The sequence below is a fragment of the Bradyrhizobium sp. UFLA06-24 genome (genome assembly GCF_054967145.1).
The window spans coordinates 1-16,167 of the sequence record NZ_JADFUE010000098.1 but is presented as its reverse complement, the minus strand read 5'-3'; the positions used below and the strand labels follow the sequence as shown (position 1 = coordinate 16,167).

11 protein-coding genes, 1 tRNA gene, 2 pseudogenes and 1 riboswitch are annotated in these 16,167 nt (G+C 60.1%); of the genes and pseudogenes, 10 read left to right on the top strand and 4 right to left on the bottom strand.

The window, feature by feature from the left end; all coding sequences use genetic code 11:
• Window positions 1-353: 353 nt before the first annotated feature.
• From IF809_RS35840 to IF809_RS35825, 4 genes and pseudogenes are all read left to right on the top strand, one after another.
• Window positions 354-1,160: a glycoside hydrolase family 12 protein gene (locus tag IF809_RS35840; RefSeq protein ID WP_011084471.1), complete on the top strand. Its 807-nt coding sequence runs from the start codon at window positions 354-356 to the stop codon at window positions 1,158-1,160.
• A gap of 81 nt (window positions 1,161-1,241) precedes the next feature.
• Window positions 1,242-1,420: pseudogene (locus IF809_RS35835) on the top strand (IS21 family transposase); the annotation flags it as partial.
• A gap of 63 nt (window positions 1,421-1,483) precedes the next feature.
• Window positions 1,484-1,906: pseudogene (locus tag IF809_RS35830) on the top strand (transposase); the annotation flags it as partial.
• Window positions 1,907-2,099: 193 nt separating this feature from the next.
• On the top strand, window positions 2,100-3,515 hold the full coding sequence (locus IF809_RS35825) for a class I SAM-dependent methyltransferase (protein ID WP_244433119.1): 1,416 nt from the start codon (window positions 2,100-2,102) through the stop codon (window positions 3,513-3,515).
• A gap of 401 nt (window positions 3,516-3,916) precedes the next feature.
• Here the strand turns inward: IF809_RS35825 and IF809_RS35820 are convergent, their stop codons facing one another.
• Together IF809_RS35820 and IF809_RS35815 are read right to left on the bottom strand one after the other, a co-directional pair.
• Complete coding sequence (locus IF809_RS35820) at window positions 3,917-4,363, bottom strand: hypothetical protein (protein WP_014498031.1); 447 nt, start codon at window positions 4,361-4,363, stop codon at window positions 3,917-3,919.
• Window positions 4,364-4,739: 376 nt separating this feature from the next.
• Window positions 4,740-4,941: riboswitch (cobalamin riboswitch) on the bottom strand.
• Window positions 4,942-5,178: 237 nt separating this feature from the next.
• Window positions 5,179-5,301: a transposase gene (locus IF809_RS35815; protein WP_038937273.1), complete on the bottom strand. Its 123-nt coding sequence runs from the start codon at window positions 5,299-5,301 to the stop codon at window positions 5,179-5,181.
• 400 nt (window positions 5,302-5,701) lie between these two features.
• Here IF809_RS35815 and IF809_RS35810 point away from each other — a divergent pair, with 400 nt between their 5' ends.
• Window positions 5,702-7,372, top strand: coding sequence for an SbcC/MukB-like Walker B domain-containing protein (locus IF809_RS35810; RefSeq protein ID WP_232208741.1), 1,671 nt, complete (start codon window positions 5,702-5,704; stop codon window positions 7,370-7,372).
• Window positions 7,369-8,214 (top strand): Wadjet anti-phage system protein JetD domain-containing protein, encoded by an 846-nt coding sequence (locus IF809_RS35805; RefSeq protein WP_038937275.1) that lies wholly within the window; start codon window positions 7,369-7,371, stop codon window positions 8,212-8,214. Before IF809_RS35810 ends, IF809_RS35805 begins: the two co-directional genes overlap by 4 nt.
• Before the next feature lie 36 nt (window positions 8,215-8,250).
• On the opposite strand, the gene IF809_RS35800 is transcribed toward IF809_RS35805, so the two are convergent.
• On the bottom strand, window positions 8,251-10,014 hold the full coding sequence (locus IF809_RS35800) for a hypothetical protein (protein ID WP_028160579.1): 1,764 nt from the start codon (window positions 10,012-10,014) through the stop codon (window positions 8,251-8,253).
• A gap of 208 nt (window positions 10,015-10,222) precedes the next feature.
• On the opposite strand from IF809_RS35800, the gene IF809_RS35795 reads away from it, so the two are divergent.
• From IF809_RS35795 to qatD, 4 genes are all read left to right on the top strand, one after another.
• Window positions 10,223-12,103, top strand: coding sequence for a KAP family P-loop NTPase fold protein (locus IF809_RS35795; RefSeq protein WP_028160578.1), 1,881 nt, complete (start codon window positions 10,223-10,225; stop codon window positions 12,101-12,103).
• A gap of 163 nt (window positions 12,104-12,266) precedes the next feature.
• Window positions 12,267-12,965 carry a Qat anti-phage system associated protein QatB gene (gene qatB / locus IF809_RS35790; RefSeq protein ID WP_224517554.1) on the top strand — a complete coding sequence of 233 codons (699 nt, stop codon included), beginning with the start codon at window positions 12,267-12,269 and terminating at the stop codon, window positions 12,963-12,965.
• The gene (qatC, locus tag IF809_RS35785) at window positions 12,962-14,236 is read left to right on the top strand and encodes a Qat anti-phage system QueC-like protein QatC (protein ID WP_014498023.1); all 1,275 of its coding nucleotides are present in this window, start codon (window positions 12,962-12,964) and stop codon (window positions 14,234-14,236) included. Before qatB ends, qatC begins: the two co-directional genes overlap by 4 nt.
• Window positions 14,233-14,997 (top strand): Qat anti-phage system TatD family nuclease QatD, encoded by a 765-nt coding sequence (gene qatD, locus IF809_RS35780; protein ID WP_014498022.1) that lies wholly within the window; start codon window positions 14,233-14,235, stop codon window positions 14,995-14,997. Before qatC ends, qatD begins: the two co-directional genes overlap by 4 nt.
• 227 nt (window positions 14,998-15,224) lie before the next feature.
• On the opposite strand, the gene IF809_RS35775 is transcribed toward qatD, so the two are convergent.
• Window positions 15,225-15,300 (bottom strand) — tRNA-Ile (locus IF809_RS35775).
• Between the last annotated feature and the right edge of the window lie 867 nt (window positions 15,301-16,167).

Below are 16,167 nucleotides of genomic sequence, written 5' to 3'. Positions count from 1 at the left end.
TGACAAGCGCTATCGCCGACTCTCGACCTCTGAGAATCGCCTCCTTCGGCTCGGCGGTCGATTAAGTTGACGATGCCCCCTGATGAGCCAGAGCCTCCCTTCTCGAAAAGCCTGATCAGTCTCAAATTGTCTGACGACGGACAATCGTTGCCACTGTCTCAGCCAGGCTGCTGTCATCCGAAAGACGGCAAATCCGGGCGCGGGTCCACCCTTCTTCCCGAGCTCGTCAGCTTCTCGAAAGCCAACCTTCCTAGCATTCAAGCCCGGTCTCTAGATGCCGATGCCGCCCATGCTGAACTAGGGGGCCCGCTAGTGGATCTGCAGGAGATTTTGTTATCAGAAAGGAGAGCTTTATGGATTCCAATCGGATAAGCGGTGCCGGCGCGCAAGGGTCTCCAACGGGTTACGTCCGGACACAGGAGGATCATGATCTATTTAGGCAGGCCGCGAATGAAGCCCGGTCATTATCATCTGCCGGGCCTGTGTCGGCACAGACGCCGATTTGGCGTTCGAGCGCTCCATACGGAAGCTTTTCACGCGATGGCTACTCTTGGAACAACGACGTATGGGGCCCGCACCCTGGGCCTCAGACGATTTCGGTGAGTGCAGCCAACCGGTGGAGCGTGTGGTCGAACCAGCCCAATACTCCTGGCATCAAGAGCTATCCGCACGTGGCTTTCAATATCGGGAAACCGCTCAGCTCAATCAACACTCTGAGCTCGAGCTTCAATCAGGAAGTTCCCACTGGCGGCGCCTGGGATGTCGCCTACGATATCTGGGACAGCTCAGACCGACATGAGATAATGCTCTGGACAAACTACACCGGAAACTCGGACGGGAGCGGCAACGTTAAGCCCATTTCATATCATTATGCCCCTTCCGGTGCGGCGATTCCGGTCTACAGCAATGTCAATGTAGGCGGGGCGACTTGGAACGTGTTTGAAGGCGAAGGCTCCGATGGTCACAAGGTCATCTCATTGCTGCGCACTTCGAAGACCAACAGCGGGACAGTGGACATCAAGAGTATCCTGCAGTGGATCAAGTCGAAGGGGTACTTTGGCGACATAAACGTCGGTAGCGTCCAATACGGCGTCGAGATTACCTCGTCCCCGGGGGGAAAGAACTTCAATTTCAACAACTGGTCCGTGACTTCGAAGTGAAGTCCGCGCGGGCGGTAAGGTGAGCTGCGCTATGCCAATGAGCCACGCTGACTGACGGCCTTGGCTTGCCGCTCACATCCCGACCGCCACGATCCCGGCCTCAACCGAACCTATGCCGAGATGGCAAGCCATTACGGCACGGCCATCTCGCAGCCCGGCCGCGGCGCCCAAAAGATAAGGCAAAGGTCGAAGTTGCGGTGCAAGTCGCGCAGCGATGGATTTTGGCGCGGCTGCGCAACCAACGCTTCTTTTCGTTGGCGTGACCTGCCACTGAGCATTTCCTCCAGAAGGATTCAGAGTCCGCCCCGAAGAAGGACGGACAGATGAAGCGAGCAAGGTTCACGGAAGAGCAGATTATCGCAGTGTCGAAGGCGCATGAGGCCGGGGCGAAGACGGCCGACCTAGCTCGCAAGCACGGGGTCTCCGAAGCGACGATCTACAATTGGAAGGCCAGCTCGCAATGGTTGGCACGCAAGATCGCCGCGATGGGGCATACCGTCCGCATTATTCCGGCTCAATTCGTCAAGCCTTATGTAAAGTCCAACAAAAGTGACATCATCGATGCCGCAGCGATCGCGGAAGCAGTGACGCGACCAACAATGCGCTTCGTCGAAATACGGTCGCCCGAACACATTGACCTGCAAGCGCTGCATCGTGTTCGCGATAGGATGATTTCGCAACGGACGTGCCTCATAAATCAGATGCGCGCTTTTTGCCTTGAATATGGGATCGCTACTCGACTCGGGAAGCGTCCGAGGGAGGGTGTTTCCTCCCTTCGGCCATCACCTTATCCGTTGACCGTCGGCTACTTTTCTGACTCAATCAAGCCGTTTATGGACCGGTCTTAACAACCTCGGGGGCGGCATGGATTCGATCCTTCGCGTTCTGATGCCCTTCTTCGGGCCGAAGAACTATTCTGAGATGCTCTAGAAGAACGCTTTGGCGGATTTCTGGCTGACCTTAGCCTGCTCGTTCCTGGTGAGGTACGATCCTTGGATTAACGGTCTTTTCTTGCGAGTTGAGCATCTGCCCGGCGTCAAGGAATTCGCCACGGCTATTAAAGCTCCTGAGGTGAACGTGGGCGGCTTCGCGCTTGCTTTGCTGGTGCTCATCTTCAGCAGGGTCACCCGATTCCATGATCGGATTTCGGACATATTTAATATCAGGGCGAGGTTCGACCGCGCTAACATCCTTCTCCCTCTGGCTGTCATGTCGGGTGCGCAGATGTCGGCCCGTCAGGTGGCAAATCTCAAACGCGACCGCCATCCCCTCGTGAGAGCGACGTTCTACAAATACGCGTCCAGCCGAAGCGAACATCCGCTCGTCGACAAGCACGACATCGAAAGCGCATTGGAGGCTTGGCACATATTGGGTTGCCTTGGAGTGGCTCTTCATACTCACAGGCTTCGCGGTCTTATCCGCCTTCGCCAGGGCAGCTTGGTTTCTGATCATTTTTTGGACCGCCTCGATGGCCGCGCTTCTATTTATGCATCTTCGGTATGGATTGCTGGAACGAAGGGCGGATCCCCAGATCCAACAGATAGCCGGGAATGCCGAGGCAAGTGCAGGCAACCGCCAAGCATTCACAGAGGCGGCCATCTGATGTGGTACAAGATCGGGAAGGATATCATCGTCCGGAGCGAAAACGCAGCCAAGCCGGAAACACAGAGTTGGGCCTATCTTAAGAAGCTGATCTCGCGTCTCGAGCCAATTCATTCCAGCTTCGACTTTGGCTGCGGCAAACTGCGTTACGAACGGGCAATAGCCAAAACCACCGGCGAACTTGCGTTGGTGGATTCGGAAGTGCAGCTTTCAAGGGGTCAAATGATCCGCGGTCGTTCGACCACCATCCGCGATTACGTCGGCAAATCAAATCACGTCCACGCCCTCACCGTGGGTCAGTTTGCCTCCCATGACCGGAGATACGACCGCGGCTTCTGCATAAACGTTCTTTCTGTGATCCCATCGGCAAGCGTGAGACTTGGCATCGTTCAACTGATGAGAGCTAAGCTAAAGCCAAACGGCACTTGCTTGTTTGTGACGCTCTATCGCAATTCTGATTTTACAAGGATGCAGAATCTCCCGAATTGTCAACCATACGGCAACGGCTTCCTCATGGACTCGCTTAGGGGCCATTCCTTCTACGGCCTCATCCCGCCGGACGATCTCGCCGGATTGGTTAAGCGTGCAGGCTTCTCGGTCGAGTCGATCGTGCTGGATGAAGGCTCCGCATACCTGTGGGCCCGAACTCCGGACGGGCGACCTGGACCGATCAATTTCGAAATCCGTGAAACTGCGGAGAACTTTCAGATTCGATCTCAGCCAAGCGTGAGCAACCGCAGCTCGGCAAGGTAGACCAGGCCGGCAGAGACGGCGCTTGGATCCTGAGCAGCAGCCGCGGGGGCTCAAGTCACATCGACGACCTGTCCCGCTTAGGTTCGTCTGCTTCCGATAGTCGGCGATCTGCTGTCTGTAGTGGCCGATGCTCGGCGCATCCGGAGCCACGTCGCTCTTCCAATCGACGACCGCGTCGATGGCGCCGGCCTCGTCGAACGCGATCGCGTCAACCTGTCCGGAGAGCAGGACCTTGCCGCCTTCGTGAGTCTGGCTTCCGAACAACGGGAGCTCGGGGGCGAGACGCGGTCGCGGCGTCACGACGTCCGGAAGAGCGAGCGTCCGCAGCACCGTGGCGGTCAGTTCGACGGCGCTGATGCCCATCTTCGGATCCTCCGCCGGTTCGTGCCCCATCTGCCGGATCAGTTCCGCAGCCCGCGTTTCAAGTCCGCCCTGGCGTCGCAGGCTTCTCCGGTCAGCACCTCCTCGATTAGCTTGTGAAGGATGGTGCCACGCGTCGAACTTCTGAGAACGGCAGCAGGCTCCGCAGCGCCGGTTTCCGGAATTTCCCCGCTTTCGATCTTCGCTTCTGGCTCGTCCACCTGATCAAGTTCGCTCCGGCTCGGGCGACGCCAGATCACGGTCTTGCGCACATCGAAGATAGCGGTCGCCTCGGCGGCGAAGGTCTCGCGGGTCTGCCCGTTCTCTAGCGGCGTGACGTTCCTTTCCTTCGCGGTGCCGACGTCGTTCGGGTTGATCGCCGGGAGACCAGCCAGGCCCAAATCGACGAGCTTTGCCCAGCACTTGTCCGACAGGTCGGCGGAGTGCCTAGGCAGGATCAGCAGGTCGCGCGCCCGGGTCGCGGCCACGTACCAGAGGCGTACGCGCTCGCGCCGCTGCTGCTGCCGCGGTGACGGTGTTGCCCCACGGATTGGCCGAGGAGACAATCACGGATTGAGCAGTTGCGGAGGCTGTGCGGACGCCGATCCCGCTGCGGCGATCGAGGCCAGCACGATTCCTAGCGTCAATGCTGACCCGGACAGCCAGCGCTGTTTGAGCAGGATTGAAGTTGACGCCGAAACTCGCGCCGGCACGGCTACTACGTTTGAAATGAAAACGGTGATGACCACGGGCGAAACAAAAAGCCGTCACGCACATTCGCCGTGAGCGGCAGCCGTTCGCCCCGAATGCGGCAGATCTCGATCGGCTTTGCAACGTCTTGGAGCACCCCGCCCCTGCGTCAGTCCATGACCACGACCGGCAGCAAGGTTTCCTGGCTCGCGGGTTGACGCCTCCGACCACCTTCCCAGGTTCGAACGAACGAACCCAATGGCCCAACTGTCGTCGGCTCGCCGCTTACAGTTGCGGGGGCAGCTTCGGCCTTGTCCGTGAGGACGCACCGTATTCCCTTGATACGCCTTTCGGCGCTACCGATAACCAGACTGAAGGCCCCTCATAACCGAGTCAAGCAAGGGGCGTGAATCGAGTGCTGAGTGACACAACATGTGACAGTTTAGCCCGTCCTATTCGTGAGAGTGCGTTTTTCTAGTCCGATTGATGTGGCCGCACATCTGCTCTGACGAGGCGCACAGGATTGCCTTCGGCTTTTCACCGCCTGACGACCCGTACTTTGCAACGCGCTTGAGGGATAAGTTGGGCGAACGGGGGGCGGACGCCCCGCCGGTCAAGGACTGAGCGGCAGCAGCGCGCCGGGCAAGCCGCGGATCAGGTCGGCTTCGGGACATGCCGCGGCGAACGCAAGGCGAATGCGGCTCGTGGTCTCGACCACACGGGCAGCGAGTTTCAAGAGACTCCGCCTCGACGGCATTTGCGATGTTCGTTTCGATCTTCTCTAGCAAGATCGACCTGATCTGAGGATCGAGGGGCGACTCCGACGTCGAAAGCCCAGCCAAATGTCCCAGCTCTTTGATGCGGCCGTGATGGCCGGCTCGGGTGCCGTTTACATGTCTCAACCGTTCGCACAGTGTATCGAAGCCGGCTTGTCCGCCTATGATCGCCCTGCCTGTCGTGCTGAGCATGTCCGGTGTTAGCCCTGCGAGGTACTTCACGCTGACCCTGAACCGCGCGTCGCGATCTGCAAGGCAGAACGCCATTGCGACGATGGCGTCGAACAGCGCGGAATTCGAGAGGTCATGGTACTCCGCGGGGAGAAGCTTGCGCGCAGCCTGCTTACGGCTAGGGTCAGGGTGAACGAGACCAACCACGAAGTCGAAGGCTTCTTCGTCGGGAATCTCGACGAGAGATTGCTCGAAATCGCGCAAGTCGACGGTCGGAAGGAGCAGATGCGCCAACAGCTTCAGGCCGAACGGCAGCAATTGCTCCAGCAACTTGCTGGATCGGCGGGAGATGTCCGGCGCGCGGAGGATGAGGCACGGCTGTTCGAAGCCATGTTCGCGCAATTCCAGGCCATCCGCGACTCTGGCCTGACCTGCTTTGGATGCGGCGAGGAATTGGCTGCTTTCGATCGCAAGCTGGCGGAAATCGGCAAAAATATCGAAGACGCCAAGCGGAATCGCGATCCCAAGCTCGTTGCCGATCTGGAGCGCCTAGCCGCGGAGGTCAAGACGGCAAACCGGCTCAAGACCGAGACACAGGATGCGTCGACCCGGGCACACAGCGCGAAAGACAGGGCCGAGGGCGCGTATGAAGACTACATGAAGAACAATCGTGAAGTCCTGGCGGTGGCACGTCGCGCCCGCGCGCGCCAGCTGCTGGACGGATTCCCGCAATCGAGGGAGATGAGCGACTACCGGTCGAAGGTGGCCGAAATGGCGGCTCAGTCCTTGTCGGACCGCATCGCTGGGCTGACGGCGGACCGTGAAAACCGTTCTACCAACCGGCGCTCCACCCTGATGAGGGAAATGACGGGCGCCGTGAACAAGCACGGGCAGGACTTCTATCTCGTGCCGCCGTTCACCGCCGAGGAGGCGACGCCGTCGGCCGTCGAGCAGTGGGCGGTCGCCGAAAAGGACCGATTGGATGGGCATGAATTGGTCCAGTACGCGGAGCAGTGTCGGAACGCTGAGACGGAGATGACCTCGGCATTCCGGGACGACCTTCTCCATCGGCTCGACGATGCCTTCACCGGCATCAAGTCCACCCTGAACGAGCTCAACCGCCACCTGAAGGACCGCCAGTTCCACGGGCGCGACTACTACTCGTTCAAGGCGCTCGAGGCCCCGACCCACGTCGACATGATCGAGCTCGTCGAGGAATCAAGAAAGCCTGAATTCAATCTGCCGCTTTTCGGGGATCGTAGCGAGGATGCGAGTTCTCCGATGATGCGCGCCGTGCGTCAGATCGAGGAGATCCTGTCGAAGCCGGACGCGCGGACCGAGGAAATCGAGGATCCGCGCAAGTATTTCAACTTCGAGCTCTACATCCAGGATGCCGATGGTAAGATCCGCTCGTCGTTGACGAGCCGCGCCGGCACGGGATCCGGCGGCGAGGGCCAGTTGCCGTTCTATATCGCCATCGGCGCCTCATTGGCCGCGACGTACCAGAACCGGCGCACCGGCGAGAGCGGACTGTCGCTCGCCATCTTCGACGAGGCCTTCAATCGCTTGGATACCAAGGCAATTGGCCAGTGCTCTGAATTCATGCGGGACTTGGGTCTCCAGGTCATGCTGGCCACGCCGGACGAGAAGCGGCACGTGTTCATGGAGGTCGTCGAAACGGTCGTCAACGTGAACCGCTTGGGCAACCAGGTCATGATCGACACCGAATACCCGACGGAGATGGCTCGCCAGGCGATTGCTGACGCGGATCCGTATCGCAAGGGCTTTGACGTCTTCAAAGCCGAGTTGATTGCTGCCGAGAAGGCCGGCGCCGTCCCGCAGGACCAGGCCGCGGAATGACCGACGTTCGTACGACGGATGCGGGGGTCCAATTCCTCGAGCGCCTGCTAGAGCGGAGCGAACGCAATCCGGATCGCACCCGGCCGGCGTCCGCGGCTCCGGAGTACGACAGACTTTCGACCGCGCAGCAGATGGGCCGCTTTCATGACCAGATGGCGGCGGCGAAGGCCTTCGATCGGCACGCTTCGCGACTTGCGGCCGTTCTCGGCGTCCGGATCGGGCAGCCAGGCGCGGCTGCCGACGTGGTCTGGGCGCACATCGGACTGGAGCGCTTCAGTCACCCTGTAAATCTGAGAGGTCCTGTTGTCGTGAAAGGGGCCGGCGAGCGCCTGGTCGATGGCCGCGCGAGGCCCTTCGCCTCAATCCATCCGGAGATGATCTCGCAACTGTCGGTTTTGGAGCGGCCGAAAGCGGTGCTGACGATCGAGAACTACGCAAGCTTCAATCGGCAGGTCCGCGAGATCGAGGACGGCAGCCTGGTCGTGTACACCGGCGGGTTTCCGTCGGCGGGGGTCGTCGAGCTTCTGTCGAAGGTCCTGACGAGCGTGCCGGACGACGTGCCGTTCCTTCACTGGGGTGACGTGGATGCCGGCGGAGTGCGAATTTTCCGGTACCTCGAGGAGAGCCTTCCACGCGGCCCCCGTCCGCACCTGATGAGTGAGGAGTTGGCGAAGCAATCAGGTCATCCGGCCGATGCGGATCCGAGTTTGGCCTCCATCGCAAAGTCAGACAGCGAGATCCGCGCCTTGGCGGAGTGGTTGGCATTCGGGTCAGATGTGCGCCACATGGAGCAAGAGGCGTTGGATCCGGCACCAACTTCTGAGTTCGGTCGCGAAGGTTAGCCGTGTTGGGGAAACTCCTTGTCGGCGGTACTTTGCTCAAAGCACCGCCGCGTCGGCCCGCTTTCGTGCAAAGCTAATCGAAATCTTCTCGACAAGATGTGGTTTGAGATCGTGGGTTGGGACAAATACCGGAATCTCCGGGTCGGGTCGGTTCTTGTCGTGCTTCTTGTTGGCGATCCAGTCCCTCCGCTTAGGAACGCTCTCGAGCCCTACCACGTACATGTCGAACCCATCCTCGGTCAGCCGGAAGCGCAAGAAATTATTGTAGGCGCCGATCCGGAGTGAACTGAAGGCGTCGTTGCGATTCATTCTGAGCAGCAGGCACGTGATGAGCATATTTAGCCCGAACAGTGTGCTCCCGACAAGGAAGCCGACGGGCACCATCTCCATGGCCAGAAGACCGAACCATTTCCAAATCTCCCACCATTCACCGCTCCAAGCGAAGTGCGCGTTGTTGAATGCGATCGCGTAGCGCGCCGCGTAGATCAGAACGAAAGCGTGGGCGGCCGCATGCACGGCGGCAGAGGCCCATATCTTGAATTTCCGGGAAACCTCCTGTTTGAACGTGTAGCCGATCAAGGACGCGCCGAAAATGGCTGCGATCAGCGCGTAGATGTCGGGCTGGTCCCGCAACGAGATCAGCAATGCGAACAGGAAGTAGATGCCGCCCATCAGCAAAGAGAAGTCCCAGTTCGTGAAGGCGAAGAACGCGTTGCGCAACGTGAGCCACCTGCTCGTCGAGAATGATGGATAGGCAGCGGCGGTCGTCTTCTCCGGATGCTCGGGGTCTGGCATCGTACCGAGCTTCAGATCCTCGCGATGGTTGATGAAGTTTACCGAGACATCCTGAGAGAGTTGATGTGTCGGGTGCAGGAAGGCACCTCCCCCGCCGGACGTGACGTACTGGCGGCCGTCTTTGCCCACGTAGCGGCTGTAGTGATGGGTATCGCCTGATAGCAGCACCGGAATGGTATGTCCGCGTCCGGCGTTTATCGCGATGCCGGCGGCATACTCCATGATCTCCCAGGATTTGCGATTGCTATCGGTGTACAGCCAGCCGGGCTCGGCGCTGCACAAGATGATCCTGGAATTCTCTGGCATGGCGGTAGCGATTTGCTTGAAGTAATCAGCCTGTGGCCCGTCCATGTCGTCGGCGAGTTGGATGTCAGTCGCCCAAAGCCACCATGTCTCGGTTAGTCGGACGGCGAAGTAGCTGCGGCGCTGGTAGGAGCGCCACGCGCCGACATGCCACGGCTTCTCTTTGCAGAAAAGCGCGAGGAAGAGGACGAGACCGTCGTACCAATCGTGGTTGCCGGGTATTGCGAGCAGCGGTCTGCCATCGTCGTTCTTCCTGTCTGGATCGGGAGCCGCCCACGCATAGGGTTGCCTTAGCTGATTCGCATAAGCCTCCCGTGTCGCCTTGGGGTAGACTTCATCACCGCCCATGATGAGCGCCTGGCCGCGCGGCAGGAGAGTCTCGCCGATTTTCAGATCCTTACTGGCGAGCAGGCTCGCTACCGCGTAGGTGCTGTCGAAGCCGTCACCGAGGTCGGCGACCCAGTCGATCCATACACCGCCATGCTGGTCCGTCTTGAGGCGTGAACGGAAGTCCTCCGCCCGCTTCGAGTGCTCCTCGGGTGGCACGGTATCGAGAGCGGCGATCACCAATCGCCTGTCCGCGTACTGTCCAAATATGGACGACACAACGACGTTGTTCAGTAACTGGAGCAACAGCACTGGATCGAACCAGTGTGCCATGCCCGGGTAGGTCTTCGTGTCGTTGAGCAGATCGTCTGCCATTTGCAAATCCCAGTTAATTGAAATCACTACGTTTTCTACAGACCACTCGCAGCGCGGGAGTTTCAATAGCTCTACATATGGTTGCAGGGAAAAAACGCAACATTTGCTGGAAATGGCCCCAAAGACCACTATATCTGGACGATAAGTTAAATTTTAGGCATCTGGAACCGGCACAATTACAACCGCTGGGATGCGCGGGTGGGGCTACATGTGGGCTGATAACGAGACCGAACGTGATTTCCTGAACTTCTCTGGCGTTGCGGAGACTGTGGCCGAGATCATTGTCCAAGCGAAGGGCCGCCCGATCTCGATCGGCGTGTCCGGTGCCTGGGGCATCGGCAAGTCGTCGATGATCAAGTTGACCCGCTCCGCAGTAGCTGCCCGCGAGGACAAGAGCGGGAAAAAGGGCCTCGACAAATACGTCTTTGTCGAATTCAACGCGTGGCTCTACCAAGGGTACGACGATGCGCGCGCCGCCCTAATGGACGTCATTGCGGACAAGCTTGCGAACGAGGCCGAAAGCCGCGAGACAGCGCTCGAAAAGGTTGCCGCTCTTGCTAAGCGGGTGAAGTGGCTGCGGGTGGCGAAGCTCGCAACGACGTCGGCGGCTTCGATCTATTTCGGCGTTCCGCCGGTCGGGGCCGCCGGCGAGTTCTTCGAACTCGGCAGAAAGATGTGGAGCGAGGGCTTCGGGAAGAGCGATGCCGATGCGGCGAAGAAGGCCGTCGGCGATGCCGTCAAGGAAGGCGGCGAGCTTCTAAAACCGAAGGAGGAAACGTCTCCTCCGAAGGAAATTCAGGCTCTGCGCGACACGCTCGAGCAAACCCTTGAAGAACTCGGTATCACGCTTGTCGTGTTGATCGACGATCTCGACCGCTGCCTGCCCGAGACAACGATCTCGACGCTCGAAGCCATCCGCCTCTTCCTATTCCTCAAGAACACCGCCTTCGTCATCGCTGCGGACAACGACATGATCAAGCACGCAGTCCGCAAGCACTTCGCGGGCTTCGAAAATGACTTGATGGTAACGAACTACTTCGACAAGCTGATCCAGGTTCCGATCCGCGTGCCGCAACTCGGCACGCAGGAGGTCCGCGCATACATGATGCTGCTATTCGTGGACAACAGCGACCTGCCCGAGCCCGACAAGGAGAAGATTCGCGCCGCCGTGATCCGTCAACTGAAGAGCACTTGGCAGGGCAAGAAGGTGGACCGCGCGTTCGTCAACTCGCTTGACATCGGCTTACCGGGATCGCTGGTCGGGCAACTCGACACTGCCGAGCGGCTGTCTTCGCTCATGACAACGGCGTCCGGAATTGTCGGCAATCCCCGCCTGATCAAGCGCTTCCTGAACGCGCTATCGATCCGCATGACCATCTCCAAGGCGCAGGGTGTGGGCGTGGATGAGGCGGTCCTCGCTAAGCTCCTTCTGTTCGAGCGCATCGGCGACGCCAAAGCCTATGCCGAGCTCGTCAAGAATGTGACGACGGACGCGGAAGGAAAGCCCGCGTTCCTGAAGGACTGGGAGGAGGCAGCGGCCGCCGGTCGCGACCTGGAGACGAAGGATCCGTGGACCGGCGACTTCGTGCGCGAATGGCTGGCGCTTTCGCCGCCGTTGCATGACGTCGATCTCCGCGGGGCTCTTTACGTCAGCCGCGAGCATGCGCCGCTGATCACTCCTGAAGATCGCCTGTCCTCCGACGGCGCCGAACTTCTCGCGGCGATGCTCGAACATCCGGAAATGTCAGCTCGGTTGAGGGACCGCCTGGTCCGGGTGCCCCGGATCGAAACCACAGTGATTATGGATCGACTTCTCGAGCGCGCCCGCAAGGAACAGGAGTGGGGCGCGCCGCAAATACTTACGGCCTGCATTGCGCTCGCCGATGCCGATCCGGTCCAGGGACCGCGTTTGGCGGCGTTCCTCGAGGCGCGCCCTCACCAGCAGATTCAGCCTAGCATCGTGCCGAAGATCAGCGACCGCCCTTGGGCGGCGTCGCTTCTTGAGGTGTGGGGTTCGTCGGGCGACGTTTCTAAACCCGTGAAGAACGCCATCAACAAGACGAGGGCGAATGGGAACGTCGCAGTCTAGCGGGGGCCCGGGCCCGGGCGTCCCGTTGGTGCCGCCTTGGACGCCGGCCGCGCCCCAGGATCCGGTGCCACCTCCTCCGGAGCTTCCCAACGAACAGCCGGATGTACCGCCCGACGGCGCGCCTCCGGACCAAGTGCCCCCGGTTTCTGCTGCACCGCCCGCAGTGCCGCCGCTGCTGCAGCCGTCGCCCATCGCTCCCGAGAAGCGATTCGGCGGCACCCGTGCCAGTCTGGGAGACTTTGCGCGCTCTGGTGACGCGCGTGATCTGAGACGCGGGCTTGGGCACTATATCCGCAACGGGTACGGCGGTTCGAATCCAGCGACCCAGAGGTTTGGTGCCACTGCACAAACCGCTGGTTCGCTCGGCTACACGCTTTACTCGACCGCCTCAGGCGCCGCCGACGCGCCGATCGACGCGGCCGTACTGGCCGGGCGGTCGACGGAAGAGATAGCGACCGCAATCATCGAGGCGGTCAGGCCGGTCGACGGAACTCAGGATGCCGAAGCGGAGCGTGCCGCCATGCACGACGCAATGTCGGAATTGCTGAAGGAGTTTCCGGAAGCCGACCTGCTCAATCTGTCGGACGTCGAACGTGAGTTCGTCATCGAAAAATTCACCGCCATCGATGTCGCCCGGCGCTTCGAACTCGACGTTGGCAAGCACCTTCTCGAACGGGCCCCGACCGCAACGGTCGCAATGTCCCGGTTGAAGCAGATGCGGGCGTACATCGCGGAATCCGTAGCGGCGGCTTTCCGGCGGTTGAGGGACCAGGGGCGAACCCTTACGACGGGACGCGTTGCGAGCGTTGTGCAAGCGGCGCTTCGGGATACGTTCGAGGTATTCGAAGGATACGAAGAATGAGGCTGTTGTGCGCTCCGGCGGACGTCGGCCGCTTCGATGAGGCGGGCACGCTCAGGGTAGTGCTGTACGGCCAGGCAGGCGTCCCTGGTCGAGCGAGCGTAGGCGCCGCTTTACGCGGCGACGTCCGGAAAGAACGGTTTGCTCCCGATAGGCGCGCATGGGATCTCCTTTCCATCTCCAACTCGGTCATGGTGGCGGATGCCGCCGGGCTGCGAACCCAAAGTCCGGATGGATGGACTCGCGAATTCGATCTGGAGATCGCGGTGACCGAACCGGGCTTCTGGAATGGAGTTGCGCCGTTGATCGCCGATGCGCTGGCGTTCTTGACGACCGACAGATGGAGCTTGCGCTTCATCGCGGGCGGAGCGGCAGCTCCCCAGCCGGCGCGTGTGGTCCGGCCGCCGCAGGATTGCGTCGCGCTGTTATCGGGCGGCCTCGACAGTCTGATCGGAACGATTGACCTCGCTGCTGCCGGCACGCTGCCCCTCCTCATCAGTAAGATCGTGCGCGGTGACTCTGAGAAGCAGGAAGAGTTCGCGCATGCGATCGCAGGCGGTCTGAGACACATACAGCTCAACGACAATGCGGTCGTACCAAAACCGAAGGATACCTCGCAGCGCGCCCGTTCGATCATATTTCTCGCCTTCGGAGTTCTCGTCGCGACGGCCCTGGCGCCCTATCAGGAGGGAGCGGCCATTCCCCTATATGTCTGCGAAAACGGGTTCATCGCGATAAATCCACCGCTGACCGGAAGCCGGATCGGAAGCCTGAGCACACGAACGGCGCATCCCCAGTTCCTGGCGTTGTTTCAGGATCTTCTCGACGCCGCTGGCATCCGGGCGGCGCTCTGCACTCCCTACGCCAACAAGACGAAGGGAGAGATGCTGAAGGAATGCAACAATCAGCCGTTGCTGCGCACATTGGCCGTGCGTTCGACGAGTTGCGGTCGATTTCAGAAATTCAAATATAGCCACTGCGGCCGATGCGTACCTTGCCAAGTTCGAAGATCCGCCTTCCTCGCCTGGGGGCAACCGGATCTGACCCAGTACGTCTTTGAAGATATCGGTCGCGACGACGAGCAGCACGCGGGCTTCGACGACGTTCGTTCTGTCGGCATGGCTCTGGCCGCCGCACAAAATGGGGGGTTCGAAGAGTGGCTTGGGAGCGCACTGTCATGGCCGCGAATCGAGAATCGCGAGGCACTGCGGGATATGCTACGTCGGGGGCTCGCCGAACTCGGGCATCTGCATGCGAAATACGGTGTTAAGTGATCGATCTACATGCGCATCTCGACCTCTATCCGGATCCTCAAGCGACGACGAAGGAGTGCGTCGAGCGCAATCTGTTCGTTCTGTCCGTGACGACTACGCCGTCGGCTTGGACCGGGACAGCCGCACTCGCCGAGGGAGCCTCCCGTATTCGCACCGCGCTCGGTCTGCATCCGCAGCTTGCTCACGAACGCCGGAGCGAACTCGCGCTGTTTGAAGATTTGTTGCCGCGAACAAGATACGTCGGCGAGATCGGCCTCGACGGCGGCCCTGAACTGAAGGCAACGTGGGACACGCAGTGTCGGGTGTTCGACAATATCCTGCGAATGTGCGGATCGGCCGGCGGTCGCATCATGACGGTACATAGCCGCCGCGCAGCAGGCCCCGTCCTCGATGCACTGGCCTCGCGGCCCGATTCCGGCATCTCCGTGCTCCATTGGTTTTCGGGATCGCGCCGCGAACTGCAGCGGGCGATTGACCAAGGTTGCTGGTTCAGCGTCGGTCCGGCCATGCTCAACGGCGAACGAGGTCGCGGGTTGGCTGCACTAATGCCGCGCGAACGAATGTTGACCGAGTCAGATGGGCCTTTCGCGCAGGCAGAGGGGCGCTCGCTCTTTCCTTGGGACGTGGCGAAAACCGAACCGATGCTCGCTGAACTGTGGAGCATGGGCCAGGACGAGGTCCGTGACCAGTTGATGTCGAACCTCAAGCGACTGACGACGCAGTTTGCTCCAGAGAATGACCGGTCAACATCAAAGCCGTAGGTCGCCGCTAATCGAGTCACTCTTCCGTAGTCCGCGGACCGACACGGGCGCGGAAGGACCCCCCTCGGTTTTTCTGCGCTCAAGGATCGGCGAGAAAAACGGAGCCAAATTCGTCAACACCGTCAGAAGGATGTGAAATCGAGTCGTTCTTAAAACGAAATCGAGTCGCTCTAAAGGCCCAAATCGAGTCGTTCTAAAAGTGGCCTCACAGCACAATTTGAACTCACTGGTGGGCCCGGCAGGACTCGAACCTGCAACCAGACCGTTATGAGCGGCCGGCTCTAACCATTGAGCTACAGGCCCCGCTGCGGGCGACCGCTCAAAGACGGCCGGCAACGGTGCGCGGCCCGTTTACAGGATAGCCGGCATTCCGGCAATGCCAATTGAAAGAGGCGATTGGGTCCCGCTTTGGCGCTCGCGTCGCTTTATCGGAGCAAAGCTGGAGGGGCCCTTAAGACGTACGGGCTGTCAAGCATGGAAGCGCTGAGCTGACCGAGACAGCCCAGCCTTGCGAAACGGAGTTGACACGGCTCAAAGAGATGCAGACCAAAACTCGCGAGAGCGATCTTCAAATCTAAGGTCGTAAGGTTGTAAGAAAACGGCGCATTGAAAACTACCATACGCGCGTGAATGTAACCGACCATCTCTCGGACCACGGCTCCGTTCTTCTGTTCGACAAACGCCTGGTCGTTCTTGCGGTAAGGCCGGCATTCTAGGCCGGTCATTCCGACAAGATCGATCTCCTCCACGAGGCGTTCGGCCACGGAAGGTCCGATTGTCAGACGTAGACCATCGTCGGTTCGGGCAACGCGGAGTCTGAGGCCTTCGTGCCTATCCATGACATGGGCAAGGCCATGCTCGAGCACTCGGATATTCAGGATTCCGCCGGGCAAGAAGAACAGATCGCCGATGCACGTGGAGGCTGAGCAGGCCAAGGGCTACATGGTGGCCTGGGTCATCGATCGCGCCGATGCAGGCGCCACCAGATGACATTGGTGATTCAAACTCATCGGTTCGACGCTGATCGTAAGCGCAGCTCTGCGGCGCTTTAATTGGCGCTTGACGTCTGTTTGATCACGGTGTGTCCTGGCACGGCATCGTCAACTTAATCGACCGCCGAGCCGAAGGAGGCGATTCTCAGAGGTCGAGAGTCGGCGATAGCGCTTGTCA

What these genes read in the sequence shown, in the direction of transcription:
- IF809_RS35840 (WP_011084471.1), top strand. Translation starts at nt 354, where the DNA reads ATGGATTCCAATCGGATAAGCGGTGCCGGCGCGCAAGGGTCTCCAACG.
- IF809_RS35805 (WP_038937275.1), top strand. Translation starts at nt 7,369, where the DNA reads ATGACCGACGTTCGTACGACGGATGCGGGGGTCCAATTCCTCGAGCGC.
- IF809_RS35800 (WP_028160579.1), bottom strand. Translation starts at nt 10,014, where the DNA reads ATGGCAGACGATCTGCTCAACGACACGAAGACCTACCCGGGCATGGCA.
- IF809_RS35795 (WP_028160578.1), top strand. Translation starts at nt 10,223, where the DNA reads ATGTGGGCTGATAACGAGACCGAACGTGATTTCCTGAACTTCTCTGGC.
- qatC (WP_014498023.1), top strand. Translation starts at nt 12,962, where the DNA reads ATGAGGCTGTTGTGCGCTCCGGCGGACGTCGGCCGCTTCGATGAGGCG.